This is a genomic window from Ornatilinea apprima, assembly GCF_001306115.1.
GTDB classification, from domain to species: Bacteria; Chloroflexota; Anaerolineae; order Anaerolineales; family Anaerolineaceae; genus Ornatilinea; species Ornatilinea apprima.
Genome location: NZ_LGCL01000026.1, coordinates 139,077 through 153,868 on the forward strand (window position 1 = coordinate 139,077; position 14,792 = coordinate 153,868).

Sequence of the window (14,792 nt, forward strand, 5' to 3'; positions counted from 1 at the left end):
TTGCAATTAGCGGTTTTATCCGCTTCCCTCCTCATGATATAATCATTAAACTATGATGTAACTCACCTGTACTGGAGGATGACCCATGAATATTGAAACCAAATCCTACAAGCATTGCGACCTGATCGAAGTCGCCGGCCGCGTAGACAGCGCTACCGCCCCACAGTTAGCCGATGCCATCAACGCGTTAACCGACGCCGGGCATTTTCGCATCATTTTGGATTTTAGCAAATTGGAATTCATCTCCAGCGCCGGTTTGCGCGTCTTGATCAACGCGCAAAAGAACTGCAAGCGCTACAACCGGGGTGAAGTGATGCTCACTGCTGTGCCCCAAAATGTATATTCGGCACTCGACCTGGCCGGGTTCACCAGCCTTTTCACCATTAAAGACACGGTCATTGACGCCGTAGGAAGCTTCTAACCCTTGTCTGAACAGTGCTTTCACGCGGCATACCCAGGCCGCTTTTCCAGCCTTCGATTGATCTCATCCTTTGTGCGGGAAGCAGCCCAAAAAACCGGGTTGGATGACTGCACCATCTACGCGGTAGAGACCGCCGTCGATGAGGCCTGCTCGAACATCATCGAGCACGCCTACGGAGCCGAAGATTTGGGCGAAATCCAATGCGAATGCTGCGTGCTGCCCGACCGCCTTATTATTATCCTCAAAGATCAGGGGAAACCATTTGACCCATCGGCCATTGCCGCCCCCAACCTGGAAGTTCCATTGGACGAGCGCACAGATCACGGCTTGGGGTTGTATTTTATGCGTCAGATGATGGATGACGTGCGCTTCGATTTTGTCGAAGGCGTTGGCAACATCCTCACCATGGTCAAAATGAAGGAGAAACCAGGCTGATGCCGGCCTCTCCGCTGGTGGAAGACACTGATTGGAAGCAGCTGCTTCATCTCGGTGAAGAACTGCTCAAACATGCGCGCCCCGTTGAACAATGCGATCTTATCTGTGATGCTGTTCGCGCCCGCCTGAATGCATCGGCGCAAATCTGGCTTTCGCCCGCCTTTTACCCGCTTCCCGGCGAACCTGAACCTGAATGCCAAATTTCCACCCACGCCGCCCCCCTCGTTCAGGCGGCTTCTAACCAGGCTATACCTTTCGGTCAAACACCCAGCCAGGATCAACCCCAGCCAATCGATTCCTCAACTTCATTTTTATCCATCGCGTACCCCCTCATTTCACAAGACATGCTTTTAGGGGTCCTCGAAGTACATCGAGACTCAGATCCGGCTTTTTCCCTTGAAGAGATTGAACTCATCGAACGCATTGCCCGTCACGCGGCGGTATCCATGCAGGTTACGCGCAACACGGCGATCAAAAACTGGCGTTTCGAGCAATTAAACCTGGTGCGTTCGGTCAGCGCGCAAATCGCCAACCTGCTCGACCTGGACGAGCTTTGCACCCGCGTTACCTCACTCATCCAAAAGACCTTCAATTATTACCTGGTTTCTGTCTTTACCCTGGAACCCGATCAAGAGTTTCTCCAATTCCGTGCCTACGCCAGTGTTAATCCCCTGTGTGATGCCGATACCATCTTTCTCGACTCTATTCGGCTGGGTGAGGGTCTGGTTGGGGCAGTCGCCAGCATTGGTCGCGAGCATTATGCCCCCGATGTCAATCAGGATGAACTCTACCGCCCCGCCAACTGCCTGCCAGACACGCAGTCCGAAATTGCCATTCCCATCAAAGTAGAGAACCGTGTGCTGGGCGTATTGGACGTGCAGAGCAACCACAAGAACGCATTCCACCAGATGGACCGCCTGGTGCTGCGCTCGCTGGCCGACAACATCGCTTTAGCCGTCGAAGGCACGCATCTGTATCAGGACCTCCAACATCGTTTTGACCAGCTCTCCGCGGTTATCGAAGTCAGCACCGCTCTGGCATCCATTTTACAAAGAGACGAGCTGCCCCGCAAAGTGGCCGAACTGATTCAAAAGCATTTCGGGTTTCCCTACATCCATATTTTCAGCGTTCACAATGGGCGCCGCCTGGTGATCTACCGCACCGGCACAGGCGCGCGCAGCCAGTTCATGCAGCAGCAGGAGATCACATATCCTCTGGACGATCCTCAAGGCATCATCCCCTGGGTGGCGCGCGAGGGCAAACCGGCTCTAATCAATGACGTTACCACCGATCCGCGCTACCGTCCGCTGGAGCACATGCACGACAACACCTGCTCCGAGCTGACCCTGCCGTTGATTTTTGGCGACGAGATTTTAGGCGTGCTGGATATTCAAAGCGACCAGTTGAACGCCTTCAACACCGGTGATCTGCCGCTGTTTGAAGCCCTGGCCGCCTCAATCGCCACCGCGCTGCGCAACGCATCGCTCTATTTGGGCGAGCAATGGCGCCGCCAGGTAGCCGACAGCTTTCGCGATGTAGCCGGTCTGCTCTCCTCGAACACAGCCCTCGACCAGCTCTTGCAGACCATTCTCGATGAATTGGACCGCAACTTGCCCTGTGAAGCTTCGGCAATCTGGCTTTACGAGCAGGGACCCGACACAATCCGCACATTGAAGCTGGCCGCAGCCAAGTGCGTGGACTCGTCCGCCATCGGCCGCATCATCGAGCAGTCATCCGAAGCCTCTTTGTGGATGCAGCACGCCAGCCGCGAAACCGGCCCGATCATCCGCCAGCCCAGTGATCCTTTCGGCCCATTGGGATTAGCCAACCGCTACCCGCGCGATTATTCATCCATCGCGGCCCCGCTTCACATTGGAGACCAGCCGCTCGGCGTTCTTTCTCTGGCGCACCCCACCCCCGGCCGCTACGGTGGAGAAGCTCTTTCAATGGTTGAGACTTTTGCCAGCTATGCGGCCGTCGCCATCCAAAACCAGCGGCTTTACGCCGCCTCGCAAGAGCAAGCCTGGCTTTCCACGGTCATGCTCCAGGTAGCCGAAGCCTGTCAGGCGGCCAACAGCGTGGAGGACTTGCTCGCCACGACCGCCCGTCTCACCCCTCTGCTGGTGGGCGTGCGCCAGTGCGCCCTCTTCCAATGGGAAAAAAGCCGTCAGACCTTTGTTTTGAAGGCCGGTTACGGCATCGATCTCGACGCCCTTCAAAAAAATTTCCAGGAAGAAACCGCGTCCGCTTTTAAGCAGCTGCGCGAGCTGAATACCACTGTCTTCATTCAAAATCCGGCATCGGAATTAAACCTCGCTTCCATTGCCTACAACCCCACCTGCGACACCATTCTCATGCTGCCCTTGCAGGTCAGAGAGGAAGTTTTAGGCGCGTACCTGGTGGTTCACCAGGACACCTCCAAAACCGGCGTGCGCCAGGCGTTCAACCCGCAAATTTATTCCATCTTAAAAGGCATATCCCGCCAGGCCTCCATATCCCTGGAAAACCTGCTGCTGCTGGAAACCCGCCAGGAAGAAGGCTACATCACCGCGGTCATGCTGCAGGTAGCCCAGACCGTTGCCACCCTGACCGACCTGGAAGAAATCCTCGACACGATTGTCCATCTCATGCCCATTCTGGTCGGCATAGATTCGTGCGCCATTTACCTGAAAGACCCCAACGCGCAGCGCCTATACCCGGCGCGCGCGCATGCCTCCAACCGCGCCCTGGAGACGAGCCTCAACCAGACTTCTTACCACCCCGGCCGCTTTGCGCTGCTCGATCAGGTTATCTCCACCGGCCAGGTTTGGGCTGCACCCCTGCCGCAAAACAGCTCTTCTCTGGCAGATTGGAAATCCGCTCCTGCTCAGCCATTACAAGACCAGCATGATGAAATCAACCGTTCGTCCACTGCCTGGTTGGTGGCCTGCCCGTTGGGCAACAAAGGCGAAACGTACGGGGTTTTCCTTGCCAAAGACACCGGCATCGCGCCCTCTTTCCGCGAACGCCGCTTCGAGCTGGTCCAGGGGGTGGCACAGCAGATCGCCCTCGCCATCCAGAACGACCGTCTCAACCGTGAGAACCTGGAGCGCGAGCGCATGCAGCGCGAATTTCAACTCGCCCGGCAAATCCAGGAATCCTTCCTGCCCACCTTTATCCCTGAATTCAACGGCTGGGAGTTGGATACGCGCTGGCAAACCGCCCGCCAGGTTGGCGGCGACTTTTACGACGTCTTCAAACTCCCAGACGGGCGTTTGGGACTGGTAATCGCCGACGTGTCCGATAAAGGCATGGGGGCCGCGCTCTACATGACGGTCGCCCGCACCCTCATTCGCGCCAACGCGCTCAACGAGTCTTCGCCTGCGGCTGTCCTTGAGAAAGTCAACAACCTGCTCCTCCTCGACGCTCAAAACGGCATGTTTGTAACTGCCATCTACGCCATTCTCAATCCGCTGTCGGGCATCCTAACCCTCTGCAACGCCGGGCATAATCTTCCGCTGGTGATGCGCGCCGCGTCTGGCCAGGTGGAAGTGCTGCCGAAAGGCCGGCTGGCGCTCGGTGTGATGGAAAACACAACCGAAGAGAACCTTGAAATTCAACTCGAGCCAGACGACTGCCTGCTTCTCTATACCGATGGCGTTACCGAATCCTTCTCGCCAGACAGCCAACAATTTGGCGTTGACAACCTTTGCCAGGTGCTTGCCCATGCCATTGGCCGTTCTGCCAGCCAGGTGCTCAACAAAATTGATCACGCCTTGCAGAACTTCCGCGAAGGCCAGCCCCCCAGCGACGACATCACCCTGCTGGCGCTGCGCCGCAAACCCTGATCCCAAACTTTTTTCACAAAATCTTTTCCCCTTTCCGCGGCGGCATGGGGTAGAATAAACACGTTCAATCTTTAATGTTAAGGCAGGTGCTATGCAACAGGATAAATGGGCCATCATCTGGGATATGGACGGCGTGATCGTCCAATCGGCCAAACTTCATTACACGGCGCTCAAACAGGTTTTTGCTGCCCGCGGCTATCCGTATGAATGGGACGTCTTTATCTCCCAATTCGGGCGCAACAACAAAAGCATCGTTCGCGACGTCATTCCCACCGCCACCCCGCAAGAAGTGGATCAGATGGACAGCGAATTAATCAGCATTTTTCTCTCTCTAGTGCCGGGGAACGTTGCCTTGCTGCCAGGCGTGTTAGACTGGCTTCAACGCTTTCAGGCCTGGGGGTTTGCCCAGGGTATCGCCTCTTCCTCCCCCATTGAGAACATCAACCTCATCACCGCCACCACCGGCATTCAAAGTTATTTTGATATTATGAACTCCGGCGGCGAACTGCCCCCCAAGCCGAATCCCGATATCTATTTGCAAGTCGCCCAATCTGTCCATGTTCCGCCCCAGCGCTGCGTAATTATCGAAGACGCGCCGGTGGGCGTGCAGGGTGCGCAGCGGGCTGGCATGCGCTGCATCGCGGTGGAAACCAACCACCCAGCTAACCGCTTGCAAGGCGCCACCATTATCGTTCCAGACCTATCACACCTCACCGTAGAAGAGTTCACATCCCGCGTGATCGCCAATTAAACTGAAAGTCCATACCCAAAAAAGACGGCCCTTTTGACAAGGGCCGTCTTTTCATCTATTGTTTCTACACGCGTTCAATCGCCAAAAAAGATTGCCCGCCAGGCGTCAATCTCTTCCACCACCTGGGGTGTGGCGGTGGGGATAATCTCGGGCTGCTCGGTGGCATCTTTGGGCACCATCGGCACAATCACCACATCGCCTTCTTTCATCATGTGTCCTTCTTCTCTGGCCCATTCCTCCACCGCCGCGTCCGATTGAGCGTAGGCAATTTGAGTCTTTAAGACTGCTTCGGTGCTGGTTACCCAGTAGTAGCGCGTGGCCATTCGATTGCGTTCCTGATTCAGCCGGTCCAATTCCATTAGCCGCGAATTCAGGTCTGCAATCAGGACGATGAACAGCAAAATCAACCCTCCCAGAAGGAGCTGCCGTTTTTCAATCGGGAATCTGCGCTTTTCCATGCTGTTATCTTACCGTATCCCCTCGCAGGATTCAAGACTCACGCCCCTATCCTCATCCCCTGTGTTTCGCAGCCAGGGGGACACCTTTGTCAAAAGAAAAAATCCTTGCCTGCGCAAGGATTTTTGTGCCGAAGGAGGGATTTGAACCCTCACGAGAGTAATCCCACTACGCCCTGAACGTAGCGCGTCTGCCAATTCCGCCACTTCGGCATACCTCATTGATAGTCAGTATTTTATCGCTTAACTTTCAAATTTGTCAACCTGTTTGCTCATCGAATTTCAATATTTTTCTCAAATTTCGCTTTGTTCCGGCCATCCAGCCGGGAACGGCTCTTGCAACCATTCTGCCAAATCTTATGACCATGCTATAATGAAACAAGTTTACACGAGAGAGAAGACAGCATGAATACATTCATCCAGCAAGTCTTTGAAATTCTAACCTCTGCACCGGGCAGCCTGATCTATCACCTCATCCTGGTGTTCTCGATTGCCGCGGCGCTCCAGGTAACCATCACCGCCCGCGGACCCCGCGCAATAAAAACGCGCCTGCTGGCCGGTTTGGGTGTTTTGCTGGCAGGTCAAATCTTGCTTTTCATAACCTCAGGTCTGATCTGGCAGGGTGTATTAAACTCCCGTTCCATCCTTCCCCCGCTGGACCGGATTCTCTCCGCCTTGAGCCTGACCTGGATCATCTGGATGTGGGTATTTCCGCTACCGCGCCGCGTCCCCGATGTGATTCACGCTGTGCTGAACCTGGTGATCCTCTTGCTGGCACTCTTCACCTTCACGGCCTGGAACGCACAGAGTCCTCTGACTCCCTTTAACCTCTCGCTGTTTGATATTGGCTGGAACGCCTTTCTGCTGCTGATGGCCATCATCGGGATCGTAGCCCTGGCTATTGGCCGGCCTGCAGGCTGGGGCCTGCCCCTGGCCATGCTGCTGCTTTCCATCGCGGGCAGCGCCTATCATCTGGGCTGGATGCCGCCCGAAGGCGATTTTGCGCCGGCAATTCGCATTGCCGCCATTTGCGCCTTTCCCCTCCTGCCCGGACTGGCGTTGATCCTGCAATCCGCGGAACAGCCCTCATCTCCCGCCCTCCAACCTGCGCAACAAATCAACGGTTTCGTAGAGCGACGGCGCTACAACGCCGAGCCGCGCGCGTTTTATGCCTGGCTGCAGGTAGCCGTGGAAGAAAATCCGCAAAAAGTGTACCCGGCGCTCACCCATGCCGTGGCGCAGAGCATGCTGTCCGATTTATGTCTCTTCATCGTTCCTTCTCCCGCCACCCGCGATCTGGTCATCCAATCCGGCTGGGACCTGATCCGCGATGAAGCCATTCAAACCAATTACATTCTGGAACAGAGCAGCCTGCCCGCCATCACCAATGCTCTGCAGCGCGGACGCAGCATCACCCTCGACCCAACCTCCCACACCAATCTAGACCTGACAACCCTCAACCAGGCGCTTGGCCTTGCTCAAATTCACTCGCTCTTATTCATTCCCATTAACACCCCTGAAAAAGCCCTCGGCGGCATTGCCCTGCTGTCCATCTATTCAAAGCGCGATTGGAGCGCCGAGGATCAAAGCTATCTGCTCACCGCCGTGGAGGGCATCGCACACCTCATTCAGCGCACAGAATCAATCACCAGTCAAACCAACAGCCAGCAAAACTGGCTGGAAGAGGTTAACCGCTTGAAAGCAGAGCTGGAACAGATCCAGGCCGAAAAGGCTGCCAATCAATCCGAAGGTCTGTCATCGCCGTCCAGCGCGCAAATGGAAGATTTACTGGCCTTGCACAACGAATCGCAGTCATTAATCGCAGAGTTGAGACTGGAGAATCAAGACCTGCAAACTCAGGTGCAGCAGCTTCAGGCCACTGCCGCTGCCAACCTGGACGAACGCTCTTTGCAGCAAATAGCCGAGCTAAAAGACCGCCTCAGCATTGCTCAATCCACCATCGAAGACCTGCAGCACCAGCAGTTGGAGCAGCCCTCTGGCGGGGCGCTGCCGGCCCACCAACTGGAAAAATTGAGCCAGGTTCTAACCTCCATCATTGGCTATACCGACCTGCTGCTCTCCGAAACTACCGGCGCGCTCAGCGCCCTGCAGCAAAATTTCCTGGAGCGCATTCGCACAGCCACGGCTCAGATGAAAGATTTGCTTGAAACCCACACACCAGTCCAGGGGGCTGCGCCTTTCGCGACAGTTGATATCACTGACCTGATCGACGAGGCTGTGATGGAAATGCGTCCGCACCTGCGCGAGAAAAACCTTAATCTGCGGGTCGACCTTCCGCTGGAGATGCCCCCGCTCCATACCGACCCGAATGCTTTTCGACAGGTAGTGATCAACCTGCTCAAAAACGCGGTTCTTGTTTCTCGCCAGGAAGGCAATATTAACCTGTCAGCGCGCGTGGAGTCACAAGTCGAACGCCCTTCGCTTTTGATCCAGATCACCGATTTTGGCGGGGGTATCCCTGCGCGGGAACTTTCGCGTGTATTTAACCGTCCTTTGAATGGTGAGTCTTCCGAAATCGAAGGGGTAGGAGAAAACGGGGCGGGCCTGGCCATCGCCAAAACCCTCGTTGAGGCCAATTCCGGAAGAATTTGGGTAGAAAGCCAGCCTAACATCAGCACGACCTTTTATGTTCTGATGCCCTTCAATCCTGAACCCGAAATCTCTCCACTGAAACCAACCGGCGAGTTATGAAAATTGTTCAGCAAGTTGTAGCGGGTTTTCTAGTGGCATGCGTATCACTTGGATTGGTGATAGGCGCGTTTTCAGCCGCCTTTGCTGAAAGCGCCGTATTTTCAACAGCGACGCTGGAGTCCAGCCCTGAACCGACTCAACCGGCTCCCGCCTACATACCACTGCCAACCCGCACCCCCACCAAACAGCCTCCTCCCACCCTCACGCCAACCATAGCCTGTTTGCCGCCCGAAGGCTGGCAGAAATATGAAACCCAAAGTGGAGATACCATCGAAGAGCTGGCAGCCCGCTTCGCCATCACCAAAGAACAAATCCGCGCCGCCAATTGTCTGATCAGTGACCAGATCTTGCCGAACACCGAGCTGTACCTGCCGCGCGTCCCCGCGACGCTCACTCCGTCAGCTACCATTAATCCCACCGCCACACCCGGCTGTGGAGCGCCAGCAGGCTGGATCACCTATACGGTGCGATTGAACGACAATCTATTCCGGATTGGTTATAATTTCGGGATCAGCGTTCAAGAACTGCAAACCGCGAACTGCCTTGGAAACACACAAATTATCCGCCCAGGGCAAGTCCTCTATGTTCCCAACGTAGCCACTCGCACCCCTCTACCCAGCGCCACACCGGTTGAAGAGGATGATGATGAGGATAAGAAACCAACCCTCCCGCCGTATCCATAACCCACCATTCTCCAGACAGCGGTTTACATTATGAGAAATGGACATTAGCAAACAATTATGATCATCATGAAAAAACTTACTTTATTGGCTTGTATCTCTTTTCTGCTGGCCTCCTGCGCCATGCCGTTGGCCACCCAGGGCGGGATTGTCGCGAAACCCATCAGCTATGTTTTCGCCACCCCCAATCCCAATGCCACAACCACGCCCACCCCGTTCCAACCGCTCCCGGCGACGGCGACTCCCACGCTGGCTCCCGCCACGCCCACCCCGGAATTCACGTCCACACCCGAAGTGCGTTACTGGTGGACCGGACTGAAGCGCCCTGAAGGCCAAAAATTGATCCTCTTACTTGGCTCTGACTGGCGTTACGGCGGCGGTTTTCGCACCGATGTAATCATGCTCATCGCCCTTAACCCCAAAGAGAATACGGCCAATATCGTCTCCTTCCCGCGTGACCTGTATGTCTCCATCCCCGGCGTTGGGCAGAACCGGCTCAATGTGGCACATGCTTACGGTGGCTTTGACCTGATGGCGCAAACGCTTGAGCTGAATTTTGGCGTGCGGCCCGATTATTACATCATGACCAATTTTGATGGCTTTGTCAGCATCATCAACAACGTCGGCGGTATCAATGTGAATGCCTACTATAATCTGACCGACAAGTGCGATTTGCCGCAGGCATCGTATGACGGCTACTGCTCGGTCGGCCCCGGTACGGTTTATATGGACGGTAAAACCGCCCTCTGGTACGTTCGCTCGCGCTACTCCACCTCAGACTTTGACCGTACTCGCCGCGAACAGGAAGTGATCTACGCCCTCTTTGCCAAGCTGATCAGTCTGAATGCCATCTCACGCATTCCAGAGCTCTACAACATCTACCAAAGCAGTGTAGAGACCAACATCAACCTGGACACGGTAGTCTCTCTGGCGCCAATGGCTCCCATCCTTTTGGAAAAAGATGCCATTCGCCGCTTTTACATCGGTCCTCAGCAGGTTAGTTCGTACATCGTTCCAGAAAGCGGCGCGGCCGTGCTGCTGCCCAATGATGAAGCTATTGGAGCGGTGCTCAAACAGGCCATCTTCGAACCCTGATCGCTACTCATTTCCAGAGAACCTGAAACGTGGCAGACCAACCTGCCACGTTTTTTTGCCCCTGTCTGGAAAATCATATTTGACACCGCCAGGGAATTTGGGTACACTAATGACAGGGTAAGACTATACGAAACACAGGGAGCGATTATGCCATCCGACCGAAAATTCGCTGCTTCTCATATTACCTCCAGCACGCCGCTCTTGCCGGCCATCAACTCCTGGGAAATGTTCCTGATGGACCAGGGACGCTCTCCATACACCATTAAAGCGTTTAAGGGCGACTTGCAGTTGCTGGCCTCCTTCCTTCCCCCAGACGCGACGGTAGGTAGCACCACCACCACCGAAATCAATCATTTCCTCAAATGGCTCGAAGCTGGTCGTGGAGTGCCCTGCAGCCCAAAAAGCCTTTCCCGCCGCATCACCTCTATTAAGTCCTTTTTCCGCTGGCTCCAGCAAAATGGCGTGATGGTTGTCGATCCGGCTGAAAAGGTCGTCCAGCATTCGGTCATCAGCCCCCTGCCAGAAGTCCTCACCCCCGAAGAGGAGTTGAGCGTTGTCGAAGCGGCATTGAAAATGCGCCAGTCCCGCAAGCCGGATGCGCGCCCCTATACGTTACTCACGCTGCTGCTTTCCACTGGCATTAAAAAAGGTGAGTGTCTGGGCATTCATCTCAACCACGTCGATCTGGAAGCCCCGGAGACGGCCATTCTCTTTATTCGCTATGCCAACCCTTCCAGCCGCTATAAAGAGCGCAAAATTTCGCTGACCCCCGATTGGGTAGACGCCTATCAGGAATACCTCGCCCAATACCAGCCCAGCGGACAGATCTTCCCCTGGTCACCGCGCCGTCTCGAATACCTGCTGGAAGAGATCGGCAATAACGCCGGCCTGTCCAAGCATCTCTCTTTTGATATGTGCCGCTGGACCTGTGCCCTACGCGATTGGACCTCTGGCACGGAGTATGACAAAATTCGGCAGAAATTAGGTATCTCAAAAGTGCAGTGGCGTGAAGTCAGCATGAAACTGCGCCGCCTGGCCGGTGATCAACCCGAGGAAGCCTTACAAGACTGATCGGCCTCAATCCACAGGTGCAGAATCCGCTTGCTCTTCGCGGTAACCTGCGCGCATTGCGAGCGGCGCACACCCGGCACCCACACAATTTGATCTTGCGTGCAAACCAGCGGCCAGCGCCCTCGCAAGCGGGCCGCTATTTTTTCATTCACCATCAGGTCGGAGAGCTTCTGACTCTGCCCTCCCATGCCAAATGGCTGCAGCCGGTCTCCGGGCAAGCGCGTCCGCACCAACAGGGGCAGTTGCAGCGCGTCGCCATCAAACCACGCCTCCAGCTCCGACGCCGGGCGCGCGCTCCCAGTACCGGGGTCGCGCCACGCGCTGCGCAGGTACGCGCCACCCTCCAGCGCGACCTCACCCGGAACCGACAGGGGGCGCGCTGCCTCTCCGGCTGGCAGGCGCAGCCCGCTGTCCGGCAGCACGCTTTCTGCGGTGCAGAGAATTAACTGGCTGCCTTCCAAGCGCAGCTCAATCCCAGCGATCAAATCCATCGTCCGGCTGCGCGTTGGCTGGCGTAAGAAACCAACCGCGCGCTCAATCGCCGCATAATCAATATCTTTCAATCCTGGTCGCAGTTTCTTCAGCGCACGCCGGATTATGCGGCGCTGCCTTCCCAGCGAAAATCCCGCCAGAACCGGCCAATCCAACACGACCAACCCCTCTCCGCTGATAATGTTCGCTTCCTTCCAGGCTGCCTCATCGGCTTCTTCCAGATCGGCATTATCAGCCTGCAGAATATCCGCCGTCCGCCAAATCGCCTCGCGCGCGGACGGGTTCAATTTTTCCAGGAAGGGCAGCAGATCCCAGCGCACCCGGTTGCGGGTGTAGATCACATCGCGGTTGGTTGGGTCCTCCACGGGTTCCACACCTCTCTCAGAGCAAAAGGCTTCAATTTCGCTGCGCCAGGCAGCCAGCAGCGGCCGCACCACCGGAATCGTTTCGTCCCACTCCGGCAGCACCACCCGATAAGCCATTCCCGCCAGGCCGTCTGGTCCTGCCCCCCGCATAAAATTCATTAAGACCGTCTCCACCTGGTCGTCGGCGTGATGCCCCACCGCCACCGCTTGCGCGCCGGCCTTGCGCGCACATTCAAATAAAAAGGTGTAGCGAGCTTTACGGGCTCCCTCTTCAATGGAAAGAGATTGCTCGCGAGCCATCCGCCCCACATCCGCTTCACCCAGCCAGAAGACCGCCCCGGCAGCCTGCGCCAGCTCGGCTGCCTTCTGCGCGTCGTGGGCGGCGCTTTCTCGCAGATGATGGTTAAAATGCGCGGCGATCACCGGGTACCCCAGCTCCAACAGTGCCAGCAGCAGGCAGGTCGAATCCGCGCCGCCAGAAAAGCCGACCACCAGAGGCTGCGCGCGGCTCAAAAGGCAGCGCTGTTCGAGAATGATTTCAAGCTGTTCTAAACCCATACTGAAATTATAATCGCGAACCTTGCCATTCACGCCCCTGCCAGCGCCCTCATCCGCAATGGCTTTCATTCATCAGCACGCTGGCACAAATTTCTATTCCCATTCTACCGAATCGCTTATAGAAAATGATTTTCAATAAGATCATTTTTCGGGTATAATTAAAGAATACAAGGATAATAAAAATATGCAAAACAAACCGGTCATTCATATCCAAAACCTTTGGGCTGGCTACGGCAAAGATCCCATCTTGGAAAACATCCAGCTCGATATTTATCCGCAAGACTTTGTGGGGCTGATCGGACCCAATGGCGGCGGGAAAACCACCCTCATCAAAGTCATTCTTGGCCTGCTCGCCCCCGCGCGCGGAACGGTTGAAATAATGGGATTGCCCGTCGAACAGGGACGCAGATTTGTGGGCTACGTTCCTCAATTTGTGGAATTTGACCGCGCTTTTCCCATCTCGGTTTATGAAGTGGTGCGCATGGGCCTGCTTAACAAACGCCGCCTGCTCAACCCGTTTAAACCTGAGGACCATCAGAAAATCATGGACGCCCTGGAACAGGTTAACCTGGCAGGGCTTGCTCAACAACCCATCGGGGAACTTTCCGGCGGGCAGCGCCAGCGCGCTTATATTGCCCGCGCCCTGGTATCGCAGCCAGAAATCCTGCTGCTCGACGAACCCACCGCCAGCGTGGACTCACACACCAGTACCACAGTTTTTGAGCTGCTGCGTGAACTAAACCGGCGCGTAACCATTCTGCTGATCTCGCACGATATCAGCGCCATCTCATCCTACGTCAAAACCATCGGCTGTCTCAACCGCCGCCTGGCTTACCACGCCCAAAAGCAGATCACGGCCGATATGCTGCAAAGCACCTACCAATGCCCGGTTGACTTGATCGCCCACGGGCTTCCCCACCGCGTGCTTCCCAGCCACAACCAAGAGGAGTTGATCCATGATTGAATCCATCCTGGACGCATTACAATTCACCTTTATGCGAAACGCCCTGGCGGCCAGCCTGCTGGTCAGCATTGCCTGCGGCATCATCGGCACATATGTGGTGGTCAATCGCATTGTCTTCATCAGCGGCGGCATCGCCCATGCCGCGTACGGCGGCATTGGCCTGGGCTACTTCTTTAAGTTCAATCCCATCCTCGGCGCGATTGCCTTCAGCCTGCTGGCGGCCCTGGGAATGGGCGCCGTTCAACGTAAAACCCGCGAGCGCGCCGACACAATCATCGGTGTGATGTGGGCAATCGGAATGGCTGTTGGCATCATTCTGATTGACCGTTCGGCTGGCTATAAAACCGATTTAATGAGCTACCTCTTTGGATCCATCCTTAGCGTTCCCGCCGCCGACCTGGTTCTCATGGCCATTCTGGATGGATTAATCATTCTCGCGGTGATCTTCTTTTATAAAGAGCTGCAGGCCATTTCTTTTGATGAGACGTTCGCCTCTCTTCAGAATGTGCCCGTGAATCTGATTTACTTGCTCCTGCTGGCTTTAATCGCCGTCACCGTAGTGATGATGATGCGCGTGGTGGGGTTGATTATGGTGATTGCCATGCTCACCATTCCGGCTGCCATCAGCGGCATGTTTGTGCGCAACCTGAAAAGTATGATGGCACTTTCCGCGCTGCTGGGGATTGTTTTCTCCATCACTGGCCTGTGGATTTCATACACCTGGAATCTTACCTCCGGCGCCACCATCATCCTTGTCAGCGGGTTCGCTTACCTGCTCAGCCTGCTCATCCAGAGCCTGCGCCCCACTCAGGTAACCTTCTCCACCAAAGACAGTGAGTAACCTCTCCAGAAAGCTCTCTACCGATTAATACAAAATCTGACCGGCTTTCAAGATTGTTAATTGTGAATCTGCCCAAAACCGCGTTGCGTTAATTTTTAATCTATGCTAGACTGGCTATAAACCCA

General features: G+C 55.5%; 12 protein-coding genes and 1 tRNA gene. 10 read left to right on the forward strand and 3 right to left on the reverse strand.

The genetic code is table 11. From position 1 onward, the window contains the following. Nucleotides 1-85 precede the first annotated feature (85 nt). The 4 genes from ADN00_RS12295 (at nucleotide 86) to ADN00_RS12310 (ending at nucleotide 5,434) form a co-directional block, all read left to right on the forward strand. Complete coding sequence (locus tag ADN00_RS12295; RefSeq protein WP_075063288.1) at nucleotides 86-421, forward strand: STAS domain-containing protein; 336 nt, start codon at nucleotides 86-88, stop codon at nucleotides 419-421. 3 nt (nucleotides 422-424) lie between these two features. Next, nucleotides 425-856, forward strand: a complete 432-nt coding sequence (locus tag ADN00_RS12300) for an ATP-binding protein (protein WP_075063289.1) — start codon at nucleotides 425-427, stop codon at nucleotides 854-856. Then, the gene (locus tag ADN00_RS12305) at nucleotides 856-4,683 is read left to right on the forward strand and encodes a GAF domain-containing protein (RefSeq protein ID WP_075063290.1); all 3,828 of its coding nucleotides are present in this window, start codon (nucleotides 856-858) and stop codon (nucleotides 4,681-4,683) included. The genes ADN00_RS12300 and ADN00_RS12305 overlap by 1 nt, the downstream gene beginning before the upstream one ends. A 91-nt stretch (nucleotides 4,684-4,774) precedes the next feature. After that, nucleotides 4,775-5,434 (forward strand): HAD family hydrolase, encoded by a 660-nt coding sequence (locus tag ADN00_RS12310; protein ID WP_075063291.1) that lies wholly within the window; start codon nucleotides 4,775-4,777, stop codon nucleotides 5,432-5,434. Between the two features lie 74 nt (nucleotides 5,435-5,508). Here the strand turns inward: ADN00_RS12310 and ADN00_RS12315 are convergent, their stop codons facing one another. Next, nucleotides 5,509-5,892 carry a septum formation initiator family protein gene (locus ADN00_RS12315; protein ID WP_075063292.1) on the reverse strand — a complete coding sequence of 128 codons (384 nt, stop codon included), beginning with the start codon at nucleotides 5,890-5,892 and terminating at the stop codon, nucleotides 5,509-5,511. Nucleotides 5,893-6,018: 126 nt separating this feature from the next. After that, nucleotides 6,019-6,102 (reverse strand) — tRNA-Leu (locus tag ADN00_RS12320). Between the two features lie 192 nt (nucleotides 6,103-6,294). On the opposite strand from ADN00_RS12320, the gene ADN00_RS12325 reads away from it, so the two are divergent. The 4 genes from ADN00_RS12325 to ADN00_RS12340 all read left to right on the forward strand — a co-directional run bounded on the left by ADN00_RS12325 (nucleotide 6,295) and on the right by ADN00_RS12340 (nucleotide 11,447). After that, complete coding sequence (locus ADN00_RS12325; RefSeq protein ID WP_075063293.1) at nucleotides 6,295-8,601, forward strand: sensor histidine kinase; 2,307 nt, start codon at nucleotides 6,295-6,297, stop codon at nucleotides 8,599-8,601. Beyond that, on the forward strand, nucleotides 8,598-9,284 hold the full coding sequence (locus ADN00_RS12330) for a LysM peptidoglycan-binding domain-containing protein (RefSeq protein WP_075063294.1): 687 nt from the start codon (nucleotides 8,598-8,600) through the stop codon (nucleotides 9,282-9,284). The genes ADN00_RS12325 and ADN00_RS12330 overlap by 4 nt, the downstream gene beginning before the upstream one ends. A 57-nt stretch (nucleotides 9,285-9,341) precedes the next feature. Further along, nucleotides 9,342-10,376 (forward strand): LCP family protein, encoded by a 1,035-nt coding sequence (locus tag ADN00_RS12335; protein ID WP_075063295.1) that lies wholly within the window; start codon nucleotides 9,342-9,344, stop codon nucleotides 10,374-10,376. A gap of 147 nt (nucleotides 10,377-10,523) precedes the next feature. After that, nucleotides 10,524-11,447: a tyrosine-type recombinase/integrase gene (locus ADN00_RS12340; RefSeq protein WP_075063296.1), complete on the forward strand. Its 924-nt coding sequence runs from the start codon at nucleotides 10,524-10,526 to the stop codon at nucleotides 11,445-11,447. Here ADN00_RS12340 and tilS read toward each other — a convergent pair. Beyond that, nucleotides 11,420-12,931, reverse strand: coding sequence for a tRNA lysidine(34) synthetase TilS (gene tilS, locus ADN00_RS12345; protein ID WP_075063297.1), 1,512 nt, complete (start codon nucleotides 12,929-12,931; stop codon nucleotides 11,420-11,422). The genes ADN00_RS12340 and tilS overlap by 28 nt on opposite strands. Nucleotides 12,932-13,046: 115 nt before the next feature. On the opposite strand from tilS, the gene ADN00_RS12350 reads away from it, so the two are divergent. Then, a complete protein-coding gene (locus ADN00_RS12350; RefSeq protein WP_075063298.1) occupies nucleotides 13,047-13,826 on the forward strand; it encodes a metal ABC transporter ATP-binding protein in 780 nt (259 codons plus the stop codon). A gap of 4 nt (nucleotides 13,827-13,830) precedes the next feature. Then, nucleotides 13,831-14,667, forward strand: a complete 837-nt coding sequence (locus ADN00_RS12355) for a metal ABC transporter permease (protein WP_407944719.1) — start codon at nucleotides 13,831-13,833, stop codon at nucleotides 14,665-14,667. Nucleotides 14,668-14,792: the final 125 nt, after the last annotated feature.

Excerpts from the sequence above, each read along its gene's own strand:
- ADN00_RS12295 (WP_075063288.1), top strand. The coding sequence starts at position 86 with ATGAATATTGAAACCAAATCCTACAAGCATTGCGACCTGATCGAAGTC.
- ADN00_RS12305 (WP_075063290.1), top strand. The coding sequence starts at position 856 with ATGCCGGCCTCTCCGCTGGTGGAAGACACTGATTGGAAGCAGCTGCTT.
- ADN00_RS12310 (WP_075063291.1), top strand. The coding sequence starts at position 4,775 with ATGCAACAGGATAAATGGGCCATCATCTGGGATATGGACGGCGTGATC.
- ADN00_RS12315 (WP_075063292.1), bottom strand. The coding sequence starts at position 5,892 with ATGGAAAAGCGCAGATTCCCGATTGAAAAACGGCAGCTCCTTCTGGGA.
- ADN00_RS12325 (WP_075063293.1), top strand. The coding sequence starts at position 6,295 with ATGAATACATTCATCCAGCAAGTCTTTGAAATTCTAACCTCTGCACCG.
- ADN00_RS12330 (WP_075063294.1), top strand. The coding sequence starts at position 8,598 with ATGAAAATTGTTCAGCAAGTTGTAGCGGGTTTTCTAGTGGCATGCGTA.
- ADN00_RS12335 (WP_075063295.1), top strand. The coding sequence starts at position 9,342 with ATGATCATCATGAAAAAACTTACTTTATTGGCTTGTATCTCTTTTCTG.
- ADN00_RS12340 (WP_075063296.1), top strand. The coding sequence starts at position 10,524 with ATGCCATCCGACCGAAAATTCGCTGCTTCTCATATTACCTCCAGCACG.
- tilS (WP_075063297.1), bottom strand. The coding sequence starts at position 12,931 with ATGAAAGCCATTGCGGATGAGGGCGCTGGCAGGGGCGTGAATGGCAAG.
- ADN00_RS12350 (WP_075063298.1), top strand. The coding sequence starts at position 13,047 with ATGCAAAACAAACCGGTCATTCATATCCAAAACCTTTGGGCTGGCTAC.